This window comes from Cryobacterium glucosi, from assembly GCF_004402235.1.
In the GTDB taxonomy this organism is placed as follows: Bacteria; Actinomycetota; Actinomycetes; order Actinomycetales; family Microbacteriaceae; genus Cryobacterium; species Cryobacterium glucosi.
Map to the genome: position 1 here is coordinate 20,649 of NZ_SOFS01000029.1, position 22,505 is coordinate 43,153.

Sequence of the window (22,505 nt, forward strand, 5' to 3'; positions counted from 1 at the left end):
AGGCGCTCGCGTGTGCGGCGCCACGACCAGGACCGCGTGGGCTCACGCGGAATCGGTGGCTCGGCGGTACCGTGGACTTCATGGCCACGAGCACTAAGTCGACCGGGCGCGCCCGCACCACGCCGGCCCGCGGTACGCCCGCGCGCAAGCCGGCTGCCCGCACCACAGCACAGAAGACGGTCAAGTTCGCCGCAGCGGAGGCCGAACCCGGCCTCTTCGTGCGCTCCTGGCTCGCCCTCGCCCATGTCGCCGGCGCCGCCGCTCGCGCACTCGGCCCGGAAAAGCTCTCCAAAGAGGAACGCCGCGACGGCCTGCCGTTCTTCCTCGTGCTGCTCGCCGTTGCCGGCGCGGTCGTGGAATGGTTCCTGATCGACAACGCGATCGCCCGCAACTTCGACGCCTGGACCTTCGGCGGGCTCTTCGGCCGGGTCGCGTTCGCCCTGCCGGTGATCCTCTTCGTCTTCGCGATCTGGCTGTTCCGCAAGCCCAGTTCTGTGCACGACAACGGGCGCATCGGCATCGGCCTGAGCCTGCTGCTCGTCTCCGTCTCGGGGCTCTGCCACGTCTACGGCGGCCAGCCGACGCCCACCCAGGGCATGAACGTGCTCGCCCTCTCCGGCGGCGTGATCGGCTGGATGATCGCAGCCCCGCTGATCGCCCTCACGACAGCCATCGGCGCCACCGCCATCATCATCCTGCTGCTCGCCCTGAGCCTGCTGATCATCACGAAGACCCCGCCGAACCGGATCGGCCAGCGTTCGCGCGAGCTCTACGCCTGGCTGTTCGGCGCGGAGCTCTCCACGGAGGACGAGCGCGCGGCGGCGAAGACCGCGAAGATCGAGCGCGCCGAGAAGACCGCCCAGGTCGAACTCGACGGTCTCGACGGCGAGCCGGACGGCAACAGCGCCCTGCCCTGGTGGCGTCGCAACAACAGCAAGCGCGAGGAAGACCCTGACTTCGGTGGCGCCCTCGTGTCGGATGCCGGCGCTCACGGTTCGAAGGCGGGCGACGGCCCGTCCGGGGCCGGCGACGATCCCCTCAGCACCCTTCTCGGCGGCGACGGCCGAGGCGGCTTCGACAGCGCCATCGCGCCCGCGGACGGGTCCCCGGTGCCGACACCGGCCACGCCGTTCTCGGTCGGGCTGTCCGGCGGCGGTTCCGGCGGCGACCACTACGGCACAGAGGTACTCGAGGACCTGCTCCGCGCCGAGGACGCCATCAAGCGTTTCACCGGCGAGATCGATGTGCCGCGCGGCTCGGACTTCGGCCTGCACGACGACGAGGCGACCGGCGGCCCAGGCTCGGCCGCGGCGGCGGGACTCACCGAGGTGCTTCCGGGACTCGACGGCCTGGGTGCCGCAGGGGCGACCGGTGCGGTGCCCGGCGAGGACGGGCATCCGCTGCACCCGGACACCGGCGATCACCCGGCCGTGCCGTACGAGCTGCCGTCGAACACGACCCTGACCGCCGGACCTCCCGCGAAGGCGCGCTCGGCGGCGAACGACGTCATCGTCACGTCGATCACCGAGGTGCTCACCCAGTTCCAGGTCGACGCCCGGGTGACCGGGTTCTCCCGCGGCCCGACCGTGACCCAGTACGAGATCGAACTCGGCCCCGGCGTCAAGGTCGAACGGGTCACCGCCCTCAGCAAGAACCTCTCGTACGCGGTCGCGTCCAACGAGGTGCGCATCCTCTCGCCGATCCCCGGCAAGAGCGCGATCGGCATCGAGATCCCGAACACCGACCGCGAGATCGTCACCCTCGGCGACGTGCTCCGCTCGGCGGCGGCCACGAACAGCACCCACCCGATGACCATCGGCGTCGGCAAGGACGTCGGCGGCGGATTCGTCGTGGCCAACCTCGCCAAGATGCCCCACCTGCTCGTCGCCGGTTCGACCGGTTCCGGTAAGTCGAGCTTCGTGAACTCGATGATCACGAGCCTGTTGATGCGCGCCCAGCCGAGCGACGTGCGCATGGTGCTGATCGACCCGAAGCGGGTCGAACTCGCCGCATACGCCGGCGTGCCCCACCTCATCACGCCCATCATCACGAGCCCGAAGAAGGCCGCCGAAGCGCTGCAGTGGGTCGTCAAAGAGATGGACATGCGCTACGACGACCTGGCCAGCTTCGGCTTCCGCCACATCGACGACTTCAACAAGGCCGTCGTCGGCAACGAGATCGTGCTTCCGGCCGGGAGCGCCCGCACCCTCAAGCCGTACCCGTACCTGCTCGTCGTCGTCGACGAGCTCGCCGACCTGATGATGGTCGCCCCGCGCGACGTCGAAGACTCGATCGTGCGGATCACGCAGCTCGCCCGTGCCTCCGGCATCCACCTCGTGCTCGCCACCCAGCGTCCGAGCGTCGACGTCGTCACCGGCCTGATCAAGGCCAACGTGCCGTCCCGCCTCGCGTTCGCGGTGACGAGCGTCACCGACTCCCGGGTCATCCTCGACCAGCCGGGCGCGGACAAGCTCATCGGCCAGGGCGACGCGCTCTTCCTGCCGATGGGCGCATCCAAGGCCATCCGCGTGCAGGGCGCCTGGGTCAGCGAGGCGGAGATCGAACGGGTCGTCAAGCACGTCACCCAGCAGGCCCGCCCCGACTACCGGCCGGACGTCTCGATGGAGGCGCCGCGCAAGGAGATCGACTCCGACATCGGAGACGACCTCGAGGTGCTCCTCGCCGCCGCCGAACTCGTCGTGTCGACCCAGTTCGGCTCGACCTCGATGCTGCAGCGCAAGCTGCGCGTCGGCTTCGCCAAGGCCGGCCGGCTGATGGACCTGCTCGAGTCCCGCGAGATCGTCGGCCCGTCCGAGGGGTCGAAGGCCCGCGACGTGCTCGTCACCGTCGAACAGCTCCCGAGCGTGCTCGCCCTGCTCCGCGGCTCCGACGACGAGCACCACGCCGCAACGGCGGCCCGCCAGGCCAACGCCGCCCACGAGGCGGATGCCCGCCGCGATTCCCAGCCCGACCCCCGCTACGCCGGCGACCCGGTCGCGAAAATGAGCGAGGGCTACCCTGAGGAAGAGGCGTCGTCAGCAGACGAGGATGCCTGGAACCTCACCGGCAGGGACTGATCATGGCCACAGCATCCGAACCCGTCGCACACCCCAGCAACTGGAACCTGCCCAACCTCATCACGGTCGTGCGGATCCTGCTCGCCCCGCTGTTCATCTGGATGCTGCTCGCCGACGCCGGCCAGGACGGCGCGCTGCGCTGGGCGGCCGCCGTGCTGTTCATCCTCGCGATCGCCACCGACGGGATCGACGGAGCGATCGCCCGCAAGTACAACCTCGTCACCGACCTCGGCAAGCTGCTCGACCCGATCGCCGACAAGGTGCTCACCGGGGGAGCGCTCGTCGCCCTCTCGATCCTCGGCGAACTGTGGTGGTGGGTCACGATCGTGATCCTGGTCCGCGAGCTCGGCATCACGGCGTTCCGCTTCGTGATGCTCCGCGACCGGGTCATCCCGGCCTCCCGCGGCGGCAAGCTCAAGACGATCATGCAGTCCGTCGCGATCTCGCTCTTCCTCGTGCCGCTCTGGCTCGTGCTCGGCGACTGGATCCACTGGGTCAACTACGCGGCCATGGCCGTCGCGCTCGTGCTGACCGTGTCGACCGGCATCGACTACCTCGTCGCCGCCCGGCGTGTCTCGCGCCAGTCCCGGCACGACGGCTGACCTGCCGTGACCATCCATACGACCGATGTGCCCGATCCGACTGATGTGCCCGAGCCGACCGATGTGACGGTGAATGCGACCGAAGCGGATGATCCGACCGCGGCCCTGATCTTCGAACTCACCAGCCGGGGCCTCACCATCGCCGTGGCCGAGTCCCTGACCGGGGGAGCACTCGCGGCCGAACTCATCAGGATCCCCGGGGCATCCGTCGTCGTCGCCGGCGGCATCGTCGCGTACCAGACCGAACTCAAGCACACCCTCCTCGGCGTCGACCCCGCACTCCTCGCCGCGCACGGCCCCGTCGATCCGGAGGTCGCGCGCCAGATGGCCGCGGGCGCGCGCAGGCGGCTCACCCTCGGCGGCCGCGGCGCGGATATCGGGGTCGCGACGACCGGTGTCGCCGGTCCGGACCCCCAGGGCGACCGGCAACCGGGGACGGTCTATCTCGGCCTCTCAATCGGAACCGAATCCTCGGCGGTCCTGCTCACCCTCACCGGTGACCGCGCCGCGATCCGGGCGAAAACGGTCCGGGCGGCCGTCGAAGCTGTGCGTGGGCTGATAGCCACGTTACCGACGGAATAGTTCGCGTAAACGCTGGGTTACACAGTACATATTCACAAGCAAACCCCAGTCGTTCTGGGTAGTCTGCAGGAGTCGGGTGGATGTAGTACTGTTATCCATCCGCCACCGGCATGACCGAAGTAGCTTTACTTGATAAGGCTGCACTTGATAAGTAATAGAAGGAGGTTCCGATGATTCTTGTACGACAGGAAATCGGCGATGTGCTCAGGGACTTCCGACTTCAGAAAGGGCGCACACTGCGTCAGGTCGCCAGCAAGGCCAGCGTGGCCCTGGGTTACCTGAGCGAAGTGGAGCGCGGCCAGAAGGAAGCGTCATCCGAGATTCTGGCGTCCGTCGCTGACGCGCTGGACACCCCGATCTCGGTCATCATGCGTGAGGTGGGAGACCGCCTCGCCGTCATCGAGGGAATCGATCGTTTCCCCGACACCGTTCCCGACGAGCTCGTCGCGACGTACGACACCGGCATGATGGTTCGTTGACCCCGGCCTTCCCCATCCCCTCCTTCCCCGCCGTTGAGGTGGCTTCGTGAGACTCAGTGAATTCCGTCAGGCGTTGAAAGACGAATTCGGCGAGTCGTACGGTCGTGTGCTGACCCGCGACCTCGTGCTCACCTCGCTCGGGAACACCGCCGACCAGGCCCTGGCCGGCGGTGTTCCGGCGCGCGACGTCTGGCTCGCGCTGTGCGCGGAGACCGACGTGCCCAAGAGCCGTTGGTTCGGCGCAGGGGTGCCGGCGCCGCGCCCGTAGTCTTCCTCCGGACTTCGACGACGCACCCGTTTCGGCGCGTCGGTGCTCGAATACGTGTTCGACCTTTGGTAGGCTCCTCACCAGCAGGAGTCAGTGCAGAAGTGTCCACCGTCGTAGCGCTTCCCGATCAATGTCGGGGGTGCGGCGTACAGTCGCCTTCGTCAGTGACAGACAGCGAATGCCTTGTCCCAGAGCACGCACCGGGGTCCTCCCGGTGAGTGTTTCGCGACAGCCTATAGGCGCCGAAACGCACGACCGAAGGAGACCCACCATGGCATCAGCAGCAGACCGCGAGAAGGCGCTCGACACCGCGCTCGCCCAGATCGACCGCCAGTTCGGCAAGGGTTCGATCATGCGCCTCGGCAGCGACGACCGGGCACCGGTCGAAACCATTTCCACCGGTTCGATCGCACTGGACGTGGCCCTCGGCATCGGCGGGCTCCCGCGCGGGCGCATCGTCGAGATCTACGGTCCGGAGTCCTCCGGTAAGACCACGCTCACCCTGCACGCCATCGCCAATGCCCAGAAGGGCGGCGGCATCGCCGCGTTCATCGACGCCGAGCACGCGCTCGACCCTGATTACGCAAAGAAGCTCGGCGTCGACATCGATGCCCTCCTCGTCTCCCAGCCCGACACGGGGGAGCAGGCGCTCGAAATCGCCGACATGCTCGTGCGCAGCGGCTCGATCGACCTCATCGTCATCGACTCCGTCGCCGCCCTCGTGCCCCGCGCCGAGATCGAGGGCGAGATGGGCGACTCCCATGTCGGCCTCCAGGCCCGGCTGATGTCGCAGGCCCTCCGCAAGCTCACCGGCGGGCTCAGCCAGACCAACACCACGATGATCTTCATCAACCAGCTCCGCGAGAAGATCGGTGTCTTCTTCGGCAGCCCGGAAACCACCGCGGGCGGCAAGGCACTCAAGTTCTACGCCTCGGTTCGCCTCGACATCCGCCGGATCGAGACCCTGAAGGACGGCACAGAAGCCGTCGGTAACCGCACCAGGGTCAAGGTCGTCAAGAACAAGATGGCGCCGCCCTTCAAGCAGGCCGAGTTCGACATCATCTACGGCATCGGCATCTCCCGCGAGGGCAGCCTGATCGACTTCGGTGTCGAACAGGGAATCGTGAAGAAGTCCGGCGCCTGGTACACCTACGACGGCGACCAGCTCGGGCAGGGCAAGGAGAACTCCCGGAACTTCCTGCTGAAGAACCCGGACATGGCCAACGAGATCGAGAGCAAGATCCTCTTCAAGCTCGGCATCTCGCCGGAAGGCGCAGCCGCCAAGAAGGCCGCCGCCGCCGCGGAAGCTGCGACGGAGCTCGCCGCGAAGGAGGCCGCGACCGCTGCCCGCGCGGCGGCAGGGGACGACGTGACTCAGCCGAAGACCACCCAGGCCAGGCTCGCCGCCCGGAAGGGCGCGTAAGCATGGTGCACTTCGAACCCAAGGCCGAGCCGGACATCAAGCCGGCCGCCGCGGCGGCCACCGGAGCCCCGGCCAAGCGTCGGGGCACTCTCGCGACGGTGAGCTACCTGCCGGGCGCCCAGGCATCCTCCTCTGCCGGGGACGTCTCCGAGGTTGACTCCGGCGGGGTCGCCTCGGGTGCGGTCGATACCGGAGACCTCGACCACGCCGTCGACCCGGACAGCGAACACGCCGAGCAGGTCCTCCTGCAGCGGCTTCGCGGTCGCTCGTTGTCCATCTCCGAGGCCCGCGGCGTGCTCGTCGGACTCGACCTTCCGGAGAGCGAGATCGAAGAGATCGTCGAACGGTTCATCCGCCTCGACTATCTCGACGAAGCGAAGCTCGCCGAGCAGATCGTTTACAGCCAGCACGAGCGCAAGGGCCTTGGGCGCTCCGGCGTCCAGGCCGAGATGCGCCGCCGCGGCCTCGACAAGGAGCTCATCGCGGAGACGCTCGACGCCATGCCCGACGACGAGACCGAACGGGCCATCGAGGTCGCGATCAAGCGCGTGCAGCAGCTGGGCCGCCTCGACGATCGCACCATCGATCGCCGGCTCAATGCATTTCTGATGCGCAAGGGTTACCCGTCCTCGGTCGTGCGCGAAGCGGTCCAGGCCGCGCTCGACTCGCGCAACGGCGGCGGCTCGTCCGGCGTGCGGTTCCAGTAGCCGAATCGGGAAGGTCCGGCGCGGTCGCGTAAACTGGAGTCACTATGACCCTGAGCACGAAGACCCTGATCGCCCCGTCGCCGGCGGCCCGCGACGACGACGGCCGGGCACGCACCTATGAGGTGCGCACCTTCGGCTGCCAGATGAACGTGCACGACTCCGAACGGCTGAGCGGTTCCCTCGAGGCGGCCGGGTACGTTCCCGCCGACGGGGCCGAAGCCGACATCGTCGTCCTCAACACCTGCGCGGTGCGCGAGAACGCCGACAACAAGCTCTACGGCAACCTCGGCCAGCTCGCGTCGATCAAACGGCGCCACGCGGGCATGCAGATCGCCGTCGGCGGCTGCCTCGCCCAGAAGGACAAGGACGTCATCCTTGGGAAGGCGCCGTGGGTCGACGTCGTCTTCGGAACCCACAACATGGGTGCGCTGCCGAGCCTGCTCGAACGCGCCCGGCACAACGGCGAGGCCCAGCTCGAGATCCTCGACGCCCTCGAGACCTTCCCCTCGACACTGCCGACCAAGCGCGACTCGAGCTACAGCGGCTGGGTCTCCATCTCCGTCGGCTGCAACAACACCTGCACCTTCTGCATCGTCCCCGCCCTGCGTGGCAAGGAGAAGGACCGTCGGCCGGGCGAGATCCTCGCCGAGATCCAGGCCCTCGTCGACGACGGAGCCATCGAGGTCACGCTGCTCGGCCAGAACGTCAACTCCTACGGCGTCGAATTCGGCGACCGCCTCGCCTTCGGCAAACTTCTCCGCGCCGCCGGGAAGATCGAGGGACTCGAGCGCATCCGCTTCACGAGCCCGCACCCCGCCGCGTTCACCGACGACGTCATCGAGGCCATGGCCGACACTCCCGCCGTGATGCCGCAGTTGCACATGCCGCTGCAGTCCGGTTCCGACCGGGTGCTCAAAGCCATGCGCCGGTCCTACCGATCCGAGCGTTTCCTCGGAATCCTCGACCGGGTTCGTGCGCGGATGCCCGATGCGGCGATCAGCACCGACATCATCGTCGGCTTCCCCGGCGAGACGGAGGAGGACTTCCAGGAGACCCTCCGTGTCGTCGAACGGGCACGGTTCGCGACGGCCTTCACCTTCCAGTACTCGATCCGCCCGGGCACACCGGCCGCGGAGATGGCCGACCAGGTGCCCAAGGAGATCGTCCAGGATCGGTACGAGCGCCTCGCAGTGCTTCAGGAACGCATCTCGTGGGAAGAGAACCAGGCCGTGATCGGCCGGGAGCTCGAACTGCTCGTCGCGAACGGGGAGGGCCGCAAGGACTCGGACACCCATCGGATGAGCGGGCGTGCGCCCGACAGCCGCCTCGTGCACTTCGACGTGCCGGACGGTTCGGAGCGCCCGCGTCCCGGGGACCTCGTCACGGTGACGGTGACCCAGGCCGCACCGTTCCACCTCATCGCCGACTCCCCGGACGGGGCGCCGCTGCGCATCCGCCGGACCACGGCCGGCGACGCCTGGGACCGTGCCGAGGCGGATGCCTGCGGCGTGCCGAGCCACGCCGGCACCTCCGCTGCTGGTTCCGTCTCGCTCGGGATGCCCACGCTCGGCCTTCGTCCCGCGGCCCCGCACGCCGCGTCGCACTCTGCCACGCCGCACTCTGCCACGCCGCATCCTGTTGCGGCCTCCGCCGCGGCCCAGGGCCCTGCTCCGGTGCCCGCCGTTCCGACCGCTTCCGGCCGGATCCCGGCGGTCAATGCCAGCTCGACGGTACCGATCTATGCCGTCGACGACGGTGAGCGCTAACCGGGTGCTTGTCGTCATCGTCGGACCGACCGGCACCGGCAAGAGCGAGCTCTCGCTCGACCTCGCCGAGAGCCTCAGGGCAGAGGGCACCCCGGCCGAAATCGTCAACGCGGACGCCATGCAGCTCTATCGCGGCATGGACATCGGCACCGCCAAGCTTGGAGCCGACGAGCAGCGGGGGATCCCGCACCACCTGCTCGACGTGCTCGCCGTGACCGACGAGGCCGCGGTCGCCCGTTACCAGACCGAGGCCCGTTCGTCGATCGAGGACATCGCCGCCCGCGGGGCCGTGCCCATCCTCGTCGGCGGATCCGGGCTCTACGTCTCCTCCGTGGTCTTCGACTTCCAGTTCCCGGCGACCGACCCGGTACTGCGCGCCCGGCTCGAGGCCGACCTGGTCGAGCAGGGCCCCGGCGTCCTCTATGCGCGCCTGAAGGTCGTCGACCCCGGCGCCGCCTCCCGGATCGGCGCGAGCAACGGCCGCCGCCTCGTGCGCGCGCTCGAGGTCGTCGAACTCACCGGAGCGCCGCACCTCGCCGCCCTACCGGGGGAGCCCGTGTACTGGCGTCCGGCCGTGACCCTCGGCCTGAGGGCGCCGCGCGAGGAACTCACCGCGCGCCTCGATGCCCGTGTCGACCGGATGTGGGCCGGCGGTCTCCTTGACGAGGTGCGGGGCCTCATCCCGGCCGGCCTCGAAACCGGGGTGACCGCGAGCCGCGCCATCGGCTACGCGCAGGCGCTCGGCCAGCTCAGCGGCCGGCTCAGCCAGGCCGAGGCGATCGAGCAGACCCAACAGCTCACCCGTCGCTACGCGCGCAGGCAGGTCAGCTGGTTCAAGCGCTCACAGGACACGCACTGGATCGACTACGACGCCCCCGACCGCGTCGAGGCTGCCCGCTCGCACCTCTGACCCGGAACCGATTCGACGGGGAGTGTGGGTCTGTGGTGCCCGGTCTGCTCCCTACACTGGTCTGATGGGCATCGATCTCAACTTCACCAAGGGCCAGGGCACGGGCAACGACTTCGTGTTGTTCGCCGATCCGGACGGGGAGATCGAGCTGACCCCGGCGCAGATCCGCGCGATCTGCGACCGCCGCTTCGGCATCGGCGCCGACGGCATCATCCGCGCGGTCCGCTCGCGCAGCCTCGAGGCCGGCGCCCCAGCCCTCGCGGAGGACGACCAGGCCGAGTGGTTCATGGACTACTGGAACGCCGACGGGACGCTCTCCGAGATGTGCGGCAACGGCATCCGTGTCTACGCCCGGTTCCTCGCCGAACAGGGCCTCGCCGACGTGCCCGGCGGGGACACCCTCGTCGTCGGAACGCGCGCGGGCGTCCGTGACGTGCAGCGGAACGCTGCGGGCTACCAGGTCGACCTGGGCCGCTGGCGGCTCGACGGCGGCGAACCGCTCGTCCGTGCCAGGAACCTCGCCGTCGCCCGGCCCGGTCTCGGGATCAACGTCGGCAACCCGCACGTCGTGGTCGCCCTCGCGGACCTCGGTGAACTCGAGAGCGCGGACCTCGGCTACATCCCGCAGCTCGACCCCGAACCGGCCGACGGGGCCAACGTCGAATTCGTGGTGCCGGGCGACCCCCTGGTCGTCGACGGCGTCGGACACATCCGGATGCGCGTCCACGAACGCGGCAGCGGCGAGACGCTCTCCTGCGGCACGGGAGCCGCAGCGGCCGCCCTCGCGACCCGGCACTGGGCGGGCGCGGGAGCCCCGAACCAGTGGCGCGTCGAGGTGACCGGCGGCACGCTCGGCGTGCGGATGTTCCCTGCAGAGGACGGCGAGCACGTCGCGCTCTCCGGGCCGGCCGAGCTCGTCTACGACGGCGTCTTCCGCCTCAACTGACCAAGGCCCCCAGGTCGGGGATTCGCCCGTCCCTGCCGCGAGAGTACGAATATGGCCCCTTCGCGGTCCGCGAAAGGGCCATATCTCCGCTCTCGCGGAACCTTGCGGGCGCGGGCTCAGCGGGGGAGTGCTCTCGCGGTTAGAGGGTGGGGTCGCCGTGGCGCTTGACGCGGAGGACCCGGAAGCCCTTGCTGATCGCGAAGCGGGAGACCGCGAAGTCGTGGGGGAGTTCGCCGTCGAGCCAGCGCTGCAGGGAATCGGACCCGAGGTTGCGCTGCACGACGAGCCAGGCATCCGAATCGGGCTCGAGGCGCGGTAGCCAGCTACTCAGCAGGTTGTGCAGCTCGTTCTTGCCGACCCGGATCGGCGGGTTCGACCAGATCGTGCGGAACTGCACGTGCGAGGGAACCTGGTCGGGTGTGACGGCCGTGATGTTCGTCAGCCCGAGCTTCTCGGCATTCAGCCGTACGAGGTCGAGGGCGCGCTCGTTGACGTCGACCGCCCAGATCGTGGCGCGCGGCGAAGCGAGCGCGAGGTGGAAGCTGATCGGACCCCAGCCGCAGCCGAGGTCGAGGAAGTCGCCCCCCGGCGGCGGCGCCGGCGTGTTCTCGAGGAGCACCTTGGTGCCCGTGTCGATGTGGTCGGGACTGAACACCGAATTGGCGGTCGTGACCTCCCGCGCCTGACCGCCCAGGTGCACGGTCACCTGCTGCAGCCTGAGCTTGCTGTCGGGGGCAGGGGTGAAGTAATGGTCGGAGGGCATAGAGGGAACCTACCGCTCTTCGAGGAAGTAAGGTTAAAGGAATGATTGAACCAGTTGAAACCCCGGACGACGACGTTGTGGCACGGGTCCTTGCCAGTGCCGATTCCAAGGCCGCCGGCTACTCCCTGTTCCGCAGCGGGAGCGCCCAGGCCCTCGACGCCGAGCCCCGCGCCGACGAACACGATGACGGCCATGACGGCGCCCAGCTCGACCGCGAAGACCGCAACGCCCTCCGCCGCGTTCCCAGCCTCTCCACCGAGCTCGAGGACGTCACCGAGGTCGAATACCGGCAGCTGCGCCTCGAGAACGTCATCCTGATCGGCCTCTACACCCAGGGCACCGTCGCGGACGCCGAGAACTCCATGCGCGAACTCGCTGCCCTCGCCGAGACCGCGGGCGCCACCGTGCTCGACGGCCTCATGCAGCGCCGCGCCACCCCGGACACGAGCACCTACCTCGGCAAGGGCAAGGCGCAGGAACTCGCCGGCATCGTCAAGGCGCTTGGCGCCGACACCGTCATCGCCGACACCGAACTCGCGCCCAGCCAGCGGCGCGCCCTCGAGGACGTCGTCAAGGTCAAGGTCATCGACCGCACCGCCACGATCCTCGACATCTTCAGCCAGCACGCCAAGAGCAGGGAGGGCAAGGCGCAGGTCGAACTCGCCCAGCTCGAATACCTGCTGCCCCGCCTCCGCGGCTGGGGTGACTCCATGTCGCGCCAGGCCGGTGGCCAGGTCGGCGGAACCGGTGCCGGAATGGGTTCCCGCGGCCCCGGCGAGACGAAGATCGAACTCGACCGTCGTCGCATCCACACCCGGATGTCCCGGCTGCGCAAGCAGATCCTGGCCATGAAGCCGGCCCGCGAGGCCAAGCGCGCCAACCGCAAGCGCAACGCCGTGCCCTCCGTCGCCATCGTCGGCTACACCAACGCCGGCAAGTCGAGCCTGCTCAACCGGATCACGCGGGCCGGCGTGCTCGTCGAGAACTCCCTCTTCGCCACGCTCGACGCGACCGTCCGGAAGTCGACAACGAGCGACGGCCGGCTGTACACGCTGACCGACACCGTCGGCTTCGTCCGCAACCTGCCGCACCAACTCGTCGAGGCCTTCCGGTCGACCCTTGAAGAGGTCGCCGACGCCGACGTCATCGTGCACGTCGTCGACGCCTCCCACCCCGACCCGGCGAGCCAGCTCGCGACGGTCCGCGAGGTCATCGGTGAGGTCGGCGCCCGGGAGATCCCTGAGCTCGTCGTCTTCAACAAGAGCGACCTCGTCACGGACGACGATCGTCTCGTGCTGCGCGGCCTCTGGCCGAAGGGCATCTTCGTCTCCACCCGCACGGGTGAGGGCGTCGACGAGGTGCTCGCCGCGATCGCCGGACTGCTTCCGCGCCCGTCCATCGAACTCGACCTGCTCATTCCCTACGAGCGTGGCGACCTGATCGCGATGCTGCACGCCCAGGGCACGGTGCTCACGACGGACTACGCCGAAACCGGCACCCGGGTGCGCGCCCTCGTCACGACGGAGATCCAGTCCCAGTTCGCACCGTTCGCCGTCGCACCGGCGGCCGCCGTGCCCGCCGTCGCAAGCTGAACCAGGTAACGAACGGTCACACTCGTGCAATCCGATTAAGGGATTGCTAGAGTTTTCTTCAATCGTTGCCGGCGGATTTCTTCCGCCGGCATGGAGCGACAGCCGAGCCCGGCACCCGCCCGCGAACACCCGCCAAGGCTTTCTGGCGGTCCGCGGCCGCCCGGCCATTCAGTGCACACACTGGCTACTGTCGAATGAGGAATGAATGTCCACTCCAACGGACTCCGCCCGCACACGGCGCATCCCCTTTTCGTTCGAGCTGTATCCGCCGAAGACGGATGCCGCAGCATCCGCTCTCGCGACGACGATCGACCATCTCGCAGCGGCGGGCCCCGACTTCCTCTCGGTCACCTACGGGGCCAACGGATCCTCACGCCGCTCCTCGCTCGACGTTCTCAGCCGAATCCTCCGCACGACGAACGTCGAAGCGATGGCCCACCTCACCTGCGTCGGCTCCACCCACGACGAGGCGAACCGGCTGATCCGCGAATTCCTCGACGCCGGAGTGCGCAGCTTCCTCGCCCTCCGCGGCGACCCCCCGGCAGGCACGAAGGAGGGCGAGGCGTTCCTCGGCGACTTCGGCAGCGCCGCCGAACTCGTGCAGCTCATCCACCGGGTTCAGGCCGAGAAGTCCCCGTACCGCGAGACGATCATCCCCGGTATCCCCGCCGCACGCGCCGTCAAGCCCGGCCACGAGAAGGTGCGGATCGCCGTTGCGGCGTTCCCGAACGGCCACCCCCGGTCACGTTCATCGGCGCAGGATATCGACACCCTGCTCGCCAAGCAGGCCGCGGGCGCGAACCTCGGCATCACCCAGCTCTTCTTCCACGCCGACCACTTCCTGAGCTTCGTCCAGCGCGCCAGGGAAGCCGGAGTGCTCTTCCCGATCCTGCCCGGCATCATGCCGGTGACCAGCCCGGCCAGGCTGCGGCGGATCATCGAACTCTCCGGTGAGCAGATGCCGGCAGACCTGTCCATCCGGCTCGAGATCGAACCGACCAAGGAAGGACAGCGTGAGATCGGCATCCAGCACGCCGTCGACCTCGCCAGCCAGGTGATCGCCGGGGGAGCGCCCGGTCTGCACCTCTACGCCTTCAATCAGCACGAGACCGTACTGGAGGTGCTCGACGGCTGCGGCCTGCTCGGCGCGCCGGCTCCGGTCCGGACGCCGACGGCACTGCCCACGATCGTGTAACCCGGCCTGGCGCCCCGCCCCGCCCCGGACGCCATCGCCGCTCCCGCTCCACCGACCGCCATACGGGCGCCTCGGGTTTCCGTCGCGCCCGAAAGCACCCTGCACGCCGCGGCATCCGCCCCACACACCACCCGCCAGCATCCGCTGCACCGCCCAACCGCAAAGGAAACGTTATGACCAGCACTGCCCCGTTCCCCGCAGGCACGATCCTCGGCTATCCGCGCATCGGCCCGCGCCGAGAACTCAAGAAGGCCGTCGAATCCTTCTGGGCCGGCACATCGAGCGCCGTCGAACTCGAGGCCGCTGCGGCCGGACTCCGTCAGGCCACCCGCGACCGCCTCGCCGCCCTCGGCCTCGGCCGCACCGACTCCGCCATCCCGGAGTCGTTCTCCTACTACGACCAGATGCTCGACGCGCTCTGCACGGTCGGCGCCGTGCCCGCCCGCTTCGCCGGACTCGTCGACGCCGACGGGCACATCGACCTCGCCGGATACTTCACCCTCGCCCGCGGCGAGGGGGACAGCCTCCCGCTCGAGATGACCAAGTGGTTCGACTCGAACTACCACTACCTCGTGCCCGAGATCGGGCCGGAAACGGAGTTCTCCCTCTCGAGCGACCGGATCGTGCGCGAATTCGAGGAGGCACGCGCCGCCGGCTTCCTGACCCGGCCCGTCATCGTCGGCCCGGTCACGTTCCTGCTGCTCAGCAAGCCGAGCGACGAAGCCCCTGCGGGCTTCGAGCCCCTCGACCGGCTCGATGACCTCATTCCGGTGTACGCGACCCTGCTGCAGCGCCTCGCCGACGCCGGTGCCGAGTGGGTGCAGCTCGACGAACCCGGCCTCGTCAGCGAGAGCATCCACGTGCCCCGCGCCGAGACCCTCAGCGCCGTGCAGTGGGCGTACGGGACCCTCGGGCACCTCGCCCAGCGTCCGGCGATCTTCGTCGCTGCCCCCTACGGCAGCCTCGACGACGCCCTGCCCGTGCTCGCCGGCGCACCGATCGAGGCCATCGGCCTTGATCTCGTCCGCGGCACGCTCCCCGAGACCGCCCCAGGGCTGGACGGGAAGACCCTCGTCGCCGGTGTCATCGACGGGCACAACATCTGGCGCGGTGACCTGGCGGATGCCTTCGCTCAGGTCACCGGGGCCGGCGCACTGTCGCCGCGGATCGCCGTCTCGACCTCGACGAGCCTCCAGCACGTCCCGCACACCGTCGCGGACGAGACCGCGCTCGGCGCCGAACTCGTGAGCTGGCTCGCATTCGCCGACGAGAAAGTCGGCCAGGTTGTGACCCTCGCCCGCGGCCTGGCCGACGGACGGGAGGCCATCAGCGCCGAACTGGACGCTGCGACCGGCGCACTCGCCGCCCGCAGCGCCGCCCCCGGCGTCCGCGACGGTGCCGTGAGGGCCCGTGCCGCGGAGCTCACCGACGCCTCGTACAGCCGAGGGGTTTACGCCGACAGGCTCGCCGCCCAGGAGGCCGCACTCGCGCTGCCCTTCCTGCCGACGACGACCATCGGCTCCTTCCCGCAGACCGGGGAGATCCGCCGTGCCCGCGCCCGTTTCCTCACCGGAGTGCTCAGCGACGCCGAATACCGCGACCTGATGCGCGCGGAGATCGCCAGGGTCGTCGCCCTGCAGGAGGAGATCGGCCTCGACGTGCTCGTGCACGGCGAACCCGAGCGCAACGACATGGTGCAGTACTTCGCCGAGAACCTCGACGGCTTCGCGGTCACCGAGAACGGCTGGGTCCAGTCCTACGGCAGCCGCTGCACCCGCCCGTCCATCCTGTGGGGCGATGTCTCCCGCCCGAAGCCGATCACCGTCGACTGGTCGACCTACACGCAGGGGCTGACGGCGAAGCCGGTCAAGGGCATGCTGACCGGCCCGGTCACCATCCTCGCCTGGTCCTTCGTGCGCGACGACCAGCCCCTCGGCGAGACGGCGCGCCAGGTCGCCCTCGCCCTCCGCGACGAGATCGCCGACCTCGAGGCCGCCGGAATCGGCATCATCCAGGTCGACGAGCCGGCCCTGCGCGAACTGCTTCCGCTCAAGAAGGCCGGCCACGCAGACTACCTCGACTGGTCCGTCGGCTCGTTCCGGCTCGCGACCGCCGGGGTGCGGGACGCCACCCAGATCCACACCCACCTCTGCTACTCCGAGTTCGGTGTCGTGCTCGAGGCGATCCGCGCTCTCGACGCCGACGTGACGAGCATCGAGGCGGCCCGCTCCCGGATGGAGGTCGTGACGGACATTCAGGCCAATGGCTTCGACCACGGCATCGGCCCGGGCGTCTACGACATCCACTCACCGCGGGTGCCGGGCGTTGCCGAGCTGACGGAGCTGCTCGACCGTGCCGTCGCCGCCATCCCGGCCGGTCAGGTCTGGGTGAACCCGGATTGCGGGCTCAAGACCCGCGGCTACGCGGAGACGGTCGAGTCTCTCGGAAACATGATCGAGGCGACCCGCATCGTGCGCGCCCGCCTCGCCGCAGGCGTGCCCGCCCTCGCCTGATCCTCCTCGCGGCGAACACCCGCCGCGCGCGACGCGCCGTTTGCGCCGCTTCGCGCCAGGCTTGCCTGGCGCGAAGCGGCGCAGTTGGCGCGCACGGGGGATCTACAGGGAGCTACAGGGAACGCAGGACGGCGACGATCTTGCCGAGGATCTCGGCGTGGTCACCGAGGATCGGCTCGAAGTTGGTGTTCCTCGGCAGCAGCCAGGTGTGGCCGTCACGCTGCCGGAAGACCTTCACCGTCGCCTCGCCATCGAGCATCGCGGCGACGATCTCGCCGTTCTCCGCGGTCTTCTGCTGGCGGACGACGACCCAGTCGCCGTCCATGATCGCGGCGTCGATCATCGATTCGCCGACGACCTTGAGCATGAACAGCTCGCCCTTGCCGACGAGCTGGCGCGGGAGCGGGAAGATCTCGTCGACCTGCTGGTCGGCCATGATCGGAACACCGGCCGCGATCCGCCCGACGAGCGGCACCATTGCCGCGTCGCCCACCGGGGTACCCTGCTGGAAGTTCTCGGCGGCGCCGGCCGCGGTGTCCTCCGGCGACTGCGGCAGCTCGATCAGGACCTCGAGCGCCCGGGGCCGGTTCGGGTCCCTGCGCAGGTAGCCGCTCAGCTGGAGCTGGTTGAGCTGGTGGGTGACGCTCGACAGCGACGACAGGCCCACGGCGTCACCGATCTCCCGCATGCTCGGCGGATAGCCGCGCTGGCCGACAGAGCGCTGGATCACGTCCATGATCGCGCGCTGCTTGTCGCTGAGGCTCTTCCTCCGACGTGTTCCGCCTCGTTCGGGGGAACTGCCGGCGAACGGGGTCACGCTGTCCGGGGTCTCGCTGTCCGGGGTCTCGCTGTCCGGGGTCACGCTGTCCTGGGTCACGATGTCGCTCCTGTCGGTGGCGGTGGGCGGTGGCGGGCGGTCGCCCCGGTGGATGCCGTGAGGCGACCGTATCCGAATGTCAGTGGTCGCTGGTTGAGTTCACACCAGTCAATCGAAACTGTAACCAGCCTGGGGCGAAGTGCAGACATTCATTCGAGTGTGTCGTGTACTTCACCCCAATAATAACCAGAGAAAGTCTTGATTGTTCGAACAATCGAATATATATTCGGAACATAGCTTCGTATCCGGCTCTCCCGGCCGAGAGCCGGATACGAATACACAGGAGGCAGACATGAGCACTACAATCGAGCTGGTCCCGGGGGCGCACACCCGGCTGCGCATCACCCGGCGCGGTCGTGCCGTGCTGACCGCGATCGCCGGCGTCCCCCTCGTCGTCGGCGCGCTTGCCCTCGCCCTCAACGGCGGCCTCGCCGCCGCAGACGGCAGCACCTTGAGCGGCAGCGGCATGAGCGCCGACGCGGGTGGAAGTGCGACGACCTTCGACTACGTCACGATCCAGTCGGGCCAGTCGTTGTGGCAGCTTGCCGAGCGCATCGCCCCTTCTGCCGATCCGCGCGAGGTCATCGCCGAGATCGTCAACCTGAACCAGCTGCCCTCCGAGAGCGTGCAGCCGGGCCAGCGCTTGGCTCTCCCTGCCGAATACTGAGCAAGCCGGATACTGAGCAAGCCGGATACTGAACCACCGGAGTACTGAGCAAGCCAAATACTGAACCACGGGCAATATGACCCGCCGGTGCTGAGGCCCATCGGTAACATGGGGGGAGTGACCAGTCTCAACGACCTGCCCCTCCGCGACAATCTTCGCGGGCTCACTCCCTATGGGGCGCCGCAGCTGCACGTGCCGGTCGCGCTCAACGTGAATGAGAACACCCACGGCATCCCCGAGGACGTGGCCGTCGACATCGCCGCAGCACTGGCCGCCGCTATCCGGGGGATCAACCGGTACCCGGACCGGGAATTCACGGAACTGCGCGAGGCGATGGCCCGCTACCTCGGACACGGTCTCACCCGTCAGAACATCTGGGCGGCCAACGGCTCCAACGAGGTTCTCCAGCAGGTGCTGCAGGCCTTCGGCGGGCCGGGACGCACCCTCCTCGGTTTCGCCCCCACCTATTCGATGTACCCGTTGCTCGCCTCGGGAACCGGAACCCGCTGGGTCGCCGGTGACCGCGACGCCGACTTCGAACTCACCCCGGAACGCGCCGTCGACTGGGTCAACCGGGTCAATCCCGACCTCGTCTTCCTGTGCTCCCCGAACAACCCGACCGGCACCCCGCTCTCTCTCGACGTGATCGCCGCCGTCTACGACGCCTGTGACGGCATCGTGGTCGTCGACGAGGCCTACGCCGAATTCGCTCCGGTGGGGACGGCATCCGCTCTCACCCTGCTGCCCGGCAGGGAACGCCTGCTGGTCTCCCGCACGATGAGCAAGGCCTTCGCATTCGCCGGGGCCCGGGTGGGCTACCTCGCCGCCGACCCGGCCGTGACGGATGCGCTGCGGCTCGTGCGCCTGCCGTACCACCTCTCCGCGCTGACCCAGGCCGCGGCCGTCGCCGCTTTCGCGCACACGCCGGAGATGCTGCGCATGGTCGACGACATCCGCGGCCAGCGCGACCGCCTCGTCACCGAGCTGCACCGGCTGGGCTACCGCCCCTTGCGGAGCTGGAGCAATTTCGTGCTGTTCGGCGGGGTCTCCGACCCGCGCGGAACCTTCGAGGCGCTGCTCGCCGAGGGCATCCTCGTGCGCGACGTCGGGATCCCCGGCCACCTGCGGGTCACGGCCGGCACCGAGCGCGAGACGAGCGTATTCCTCGACGCCCTCGAAGCACTGGGCCACGCGTAACCGCCCGGGCCAATAAACTAGCCGCATGAGCTCACAGTCACCGGCCGCACAGTCATCGACCGCACAGGCCCGCATCGCGCACCTGCAGCGGGAGACGAGCGAGTCGAGCATCGACCTGACGATCAACCTCGACGGCACCGGCGTCTCCGACATCCACACCTCGGTGCCGTTCTACGACCACATGCTCACCGCGTTCGCCAAGCACTCGCTGACCGACCTCACCGTGCGCGCGTCGGGGGACATCGAGATCGACGTGCACCACACCGTCGAAGACGTCGCCATCGTGCTCGGACTCGCCATCCGGCAGGCGCTCGGAGACAAGTCAGGCATCTCCCGCTACGGCGACGCGCTCGTGCCCCTCGACGACGCCCTCGCCCAGGCTGTCGTCGACATCTCCGGCCGCCCGTACCTCGTGCACACCGGGGAGCCTGCCGGCTTCGAGTTCCACCTCATCGGCGGACACTTCACCGGCTCGATGGTGCGCCACGTCTTCGAGGCGATCGCATTCAACGCAGCCCTCACCGTGCACGTCACCGTGCTCGGCGGCCGTGACCCGCACCACATCGCCGAGGCCGAATTCAAGGCCTTCGCCCGCGCCTTCCGTCAGGCCAAGGCCTACGACCCGCTCGTCTCCGGCATCCCCTCGACCAAGGGCGCCCTGTGACGAGCGTCGTCGTCTTCGACTACGGCACCGGCAACGTGCACTCGGCCGTCAAGGCCCTCGAACTCGCCGGCGCCGACGTGACCCTGACGAGCGACCGCCGCACCGCCCTCGAGGCTTCCGGCCTCGTCGTGCCCGGCGTCGGAGCGTTCAGCGCCGTGATGAGCGCCCTCACCGCCGTGCGCGGCGACGAGATCGTCGACCGCCGCATCGCCGGGGGACGGCCGGTGCTCGGCATCTGCGTCGGCATGCAGGTCCTGTTCGAGCACGGCGTCGAACGCGGCTCGGACACCGAGGGACTCGGCGAATGGCCCGGCACCGTCGCCCAGCTGCCCGCCAGGATCCTGCCGCACATGGGCTGGAACACCGTCACCCCCGACCCGGACTCGCGCCTCTTCGCCGACATCGAGGACGAGCGGTTCTACTTCGTGCACTCCTTCGCCGCCCAGGAGTGGACGCTCGAGGTCACGCCGCCGTTCCCGCGGCCCCGGCTCACCTGGGCGGAACACGGCGGACCGTTCCTCGCCGCTGTCGAGAACGGACCGCTCTCCGCGACCCAGTTCCACCCGGAGAAATCGGGCGAGGCCGGCATCCGCCTGCTGAAGAACTGGATCGGTACCCTGCGGGACTGACCGTCCCCTCTCGCTTTTGTTCGGCGGCCCGGCCGCACCCATCCCTGATCTGAGGACTACCGTGACTGAAACCACCCCCCGCCTCGTCCTGCTCCCGGCTGTCGACGTCGCAGACGGCAAGGCCGTGCGCCTCACCCAGGGCGAGGCCGGGACCGAGACCAACTACGGCGACCCCGTCGACGCCGCCCTCGACTGGGCGAGGCAGGGCGCCGAGTGGATCCACCTCGTCGATCTCGACGCGGCCTTCGGGCGCGGCACGAACACCGACGTGATCAGCCGGGTCATCCGCGAGGTCTCCGGAGTCAAGATCGAACTGTCCGGCGGGATCCGCGACGACGCCTCCCTGCAGGCGGCGCTCGGCGCGGGTGTCAGCCGGATCAACCTCGGCACGGCGGCCCTGGAGAACCCGGACTGGGCTGCCCGCGTGATCGCCGAACACGGTGACCAGGTCGCCGTCGGCCTGGACGTGCGCGGCACGACCCTTGCCGCCCGCGGTTGGACGAAGGAGGGCGGCGACCTCTGGGAGGTGCTCGCCCGCCTCGAGGAAGCGGGCTGCTCCCGTTACGTCGTGACCGACGTCACCAAGGACGGTACTCTGCAGGGTCCGAACCTCGACCTGCTCCGGCAGGTGCTCGCGCACACCGACCGTCCCGTCGTCGCCTCCGGCGGCATCTCGAGCCTGGCCGACCTCGTCGCCCTGCGCGAGCTGGTCCCGCTCGGACTCGAGGGCGCGATCGTGGGCAAGGCGCTCTACGCCGGCGCCTTCACCCTCGGTGAGGCCCTGGATGTCGCCGGCCGTTAATCTCGGATCGACCGGCCTCCCCGGGGGCCCAGAAGGCCAGGGAGGCCCCGGTCGCGCCGGCGTCCCTGCCGACTCCGCCGGGCAGCCCTGGGCCGGCCGTGCCTTCGAAGCCAACGACCACGCCGACGACGACGGATCGGCCCCGCTCGACCTCCTCGCCGCCCTCGCCCGCTACCGCGACCGGGAGTCCGGGGAGGAGGCCGTCGTCGACGCGATCCGCTCGTCCCGGCTGCTGATCCCGCTCGTGACGGCGCTCGGCGACTCCGGGCACACCGACGCCGGTCTCCTCGTCGACAAGACCCAGGAACTCTCGGTCATCACGGTCGCCGGACCGGACGGTCGGAACGTGCTCCCGGTGTTCACCTCGGCCGAAGCCATGGCCGCGTGGAACAGTGCGGCGCGGCCGGTGCCGGCCGACGGCATCCGGATCGCCCTCGCCGCGGCACAGGAGAACACCGACCTCGTCGTGCTCGACCCGACCGCGCCGACCGAATATGTCGTGCGGAGGCCGGCCCTGTGGGCGATCGCGCAAGGCCAGCCCTGGACGCCGAGCTACGCGAGCCGCGCCGTCGCCGACGCCTTCGCGGCGTCGATCACGAGCGAGCTGAGCGTGCTCGGCGTCGCGCTCTCCGCCGGCGACCCGCTCGGCCGGCTCGCCGGGCCAGAGCTCGTGGTGCGCCTCGAGCTCGTCGACGGCCTGACCCGCGCCGAACTCGACGCGACGCTCGCCCGGCTCGCCGCGCGGTGGTCGGCGAGCGACACGATCGCCACCCAGGTCGATTCCCTGCGCGTGCAGCTCGCCGCGTCACGCTGACCGGGCCGGTCGCTGGGGCCGATTGTCAGGGG

General features: G+C 69.3%; 21 protein-coding genes. 19 read left to right on the forward strand and 2 right to left on the reverse strand.

From position 1 onward, the window contains the following. Positions 1-80: 80 nt before the first annotated feature. The 10 genes from E3O46_RS13110 (at position 81) to dapF (ending at position 10,760) form a co-directional block, all read left to right on the forward strand. Positions 81-3,077: an FtsK/SpoIIIE family DNA translocase gene (locus tag E3O46_RS13110; RefSeq protein WP_134559741.1), complete on the forward strand. Its 2,997-nt coding sequence runs from the start codon at positions 81-83 to the stop codon at positions 3,075-3,077. Between the two features lie 2 nt (positions 3,078-3,079). After that, a complete protein-coding gene (gene pgsA / locus E3O46_RS13115; RefSeq protein WP_134446947.1) occupies positions 3,080-3,679 on the forward strand; it encodes a CDP-diacylglycerol--glycerol-3-phosphate 3-phosphatidyltransferase in 600 nt (199 codons plus the stop codon). A gap of 69 nt (positions 3,680-3,748) precedes the next feature. After that, positions 3,749-4,261, forward strand: coding sequence for a CinA family protein (locus E3O46_RS13120; RefSeq protein ID WP_134447028.1), 513 nt, complete (start codon positions 3,749-3,751; stop codon positions 4,259-4,261). 170 nt (positions 4,262-4,431) lie between these two features. Then, positions 4,432-4,740 carry a helix-turn-helix domain-containing protein gene (locus E3O46_RS13125; protein WP_134446949.1) on the forward strand — a complete coding sequence of 103 codons (309 nt, stop codon included), beginning with the start codon at positions 4,432-4,434 and terminating at the stop codon, positions 4,738-4,740. Positions 4,741-4,786: 46 nt separating this feature from the next. Next, complete coding sequence (locus E3O46_RS13130) at positions 4,787-5,008, forward strand: DUF3046 domain-containing protein (RefSeq protein ID WP_134446951.1); 222 nt, start codon at positions 4,787-4,789, stop codon at positions 5,006-5,008. 271 nt (positions 5,009-5,279) lie between these two features. Next, positions 5,280-6,431 carry a recombinase RecA gene (gene recA, locus E3O46_RS13135; protein WP_134446953.1) on the forward strand — a complete coding sequence of 384 codons (1,152 nt, stop codon included), beginning with the start codon at positions 5,280-5,282 and terminating at the stop codon, positions 6,429-6,431. 2 nt (positions 6,432-6,433) lie between these two features. Continuing rightward, positions 6,434-7,138, forward strand: a complete 705-nt coding sequence (locus tag E3O46_RS13140) for a regulatory protein RecX (RefSeq protein ID WP_134561837.1) — start codon at positions 6,434-6,436, stop codon at positions 7,136-7,138. A gap of 44 nt (positions 7,139-7,182) precedes the next feature. Then, positions 7,183-8,904: a tRNA (N6-isopentenyl adenosine(37)-C2)-methylthiotransferase MiaB gene (miaB, locus tag E3O46_RS13145; RefSeq protein WP_166790680.1), complete on the forward strand. Its 1,722-nt coding sequence runs from the start codon at positions 7,183-7,185 to the stop codon at positions 8,902-8,904. Beyond that, the gene (gene miaA, locus E3O46_RS13150; RefSeq protein ID WP_134446960.1) at positions 8,879-9,814 is read left to right on the forward strand and encodes a tRNA (adenosine(37)-N6)-dimethylallyltransferase MiaA; all 936 of its coding nucleotides are present in this window, start codon (positions 8,879-8,881) and stop codon (positions 9,812-9,814) included. The genes miaB and miaA overlap by 26 nt, the downstream gene beginning before the upstream one ends. Positions 9,815-9,878: 64 nt before the next feature. After that, positions 9,879-10,760, forward strand: coding sequence for a diaminopimelate epimerase (gene dapF / locus E3O46_RS13155; protein ID WP_134446962.1), 882 nt, complete (start codon positions 9,879-9,881; stop codon positions 10,758-10,760). A 139-nt stretch (positions 10,761-10,899) separates the two neighbouring features. On the opposite strand, the gene E3O46_RS13160 is transcribed toward dapF, so the two are convergent. Continuing rightward, positions 10,900-11,523 (reverse strand): class I SAM-dependent methyltransferase, encoded by a 624-nt coding sequence (locus E3O46_RS13160; RefSeq protein WP_134559737.1) that lies wholly within the window; start codon positions 11,521-11,523, stop codon positions 10,900-10,902. A gap of 41 nt (positions 11,524-11,564) precedes the next feature. On the opposite strand from E3O46_RS13160, the gene hflX reads away from it, so the two are divergent. The 3 genes from hflX (at position 11,565) to metE (ending at position 16,823) form a co-directional block, all read left to right on the forward strand. Then, the gene (gene hflX / locus E3O46_RS13165) at positions 11,565-13,115 is read left to right on the forward strand and encodes a GTPase HflX (protein ID WP_134446965.1); all 1,551 of its coding nucleotides are present in this window, start codon (positions 11,565-11,567) and stop codon (positions 13,113-13,115) included. Between the two features lie 205 nt (positions 13,116-13,320). After that, positions 13,321-14,310: a methylenetetrahydrofolate reductase gene (locus E3O46_RS13170; protein ID WP_134559734.1), complete on the forward strand. Its 990-nt coding sequence runs from the start codon at positions 13,321-13,323 to the stop codon at positions 14,308-14,310. Between the two features lie 173 nt (positions 14,311-14,483). Then, positions 14,484-16,823, forward strand: coding sequence for a 5-methyltetrahydropteroyltriglutamate--homocysteine S-methyltransferase (metE, locus tag E3O46_RS13175; protein WP_134561838.1), 2,340 nt, complete (start codon positions 14,484-14,486; stop codon positions 16,821-16,823). 112 nt (positions 16,824-16,935) lie between these two features. On the opposite strand, the gene lexA is transcribed toward metE, so the two are convergent. Beyond that, positions 16,936-17,559, reverse strand: a complete 624-nt coding sequence (gene lexA, locus E3O46_RS13180; protein ID WP_241975417.1) for a transcriptional repressor LexA — start codon at positions 17,557-17,559, stop codon at positions 16,936-16,938. 433 nt (positions 17,560-17,992) lie between these two features. On the opposite strand from lexA, the gene E3O46_RS13185 reads away from it, so the two are divergent. The 6 genes from E3O46_RS13185 (at position 17,993) to E3O46_RS13210 (ending at position 22,473) form a co-directional block, all read left to right on the forward strand. Next, a complete protein-coding gene (locus E3O46_RS13185) occupies positions 17,993-18,367 on the forward strand; it encodes a LysM peptidoglycan-binding domain-containing protein (RefSeq protein ID WP_134446971.1) in 375 nt (124 codons plus the stop codon). Between the two features lie 117 nt (positions 18,368-18,484). Continuing rightward, entirely contained in the window at positions 18,485-19,564 is a 1,080-nt protein-coding gene (locus E3O46_RS13190; protein ID WP_370294541.1) for a histidinol-phosphate transaminase, read from the forward strand. Positions 19,565-19,589: 25 nt separating this feature from the next. After that, on the forward strand, positions 19,590-20,228 hold the full coding sequence (hisB, locus tag E3O46_RS13195) for an imidazoleglycerol-phosphate dehydratase HisB (protein ID WP_134446973.1): 639 nt from the start codon (positions 19,590-19,592) through the stop codon (positions 20,226-20,228). Next, on the forward strand, positions 20,225-20,857 hold the full coding sequence (gene hisH / locus E3O46_RS13200) for an imidazole glycerol phosphate synthase subunit HisH (protein ID WP_134561839.1): 633 nt from the start codon (positions 20,225-20,227) through the stop codon (positions 20,855-20,857). The genes hisB and hisH overlap by 4 nt, the downstream gene beginning before the upstream one ends. A gap of 61 nt (positions 20,858-20,918) precedes the next feature. Continuing rightward, entirely contained in the window at positions 20,919-21,659 is a 741-nt protein-coding gene (gene priA / locus E3O46_RS13205) for a bifunctional 1-(5-phosphoribosyl)-5-((5-phosphoribosylamino)methylideneamino)imidazole-4-carboxamide isomerase/phosphoribosylanthranilate isomerase PriA (protein ID WP_134446977.1), read from the forward strand. Continuing rightward, complete coding sequence (locus E3O46_RS13210; protein WP_134559727.1) at positions 21,643-22,473, forward strand: SseB family protein; 831 nt, start codon at positions 21,643-21,645, stop codon at positions 22,471-22,473. Before priA ends, E3O46_RS13210 begins: the two co-directional genes overlap by 17 nt. The last annotated feature ends 32 nt before the right edge of the window (positions 22,474-22,505 follow it).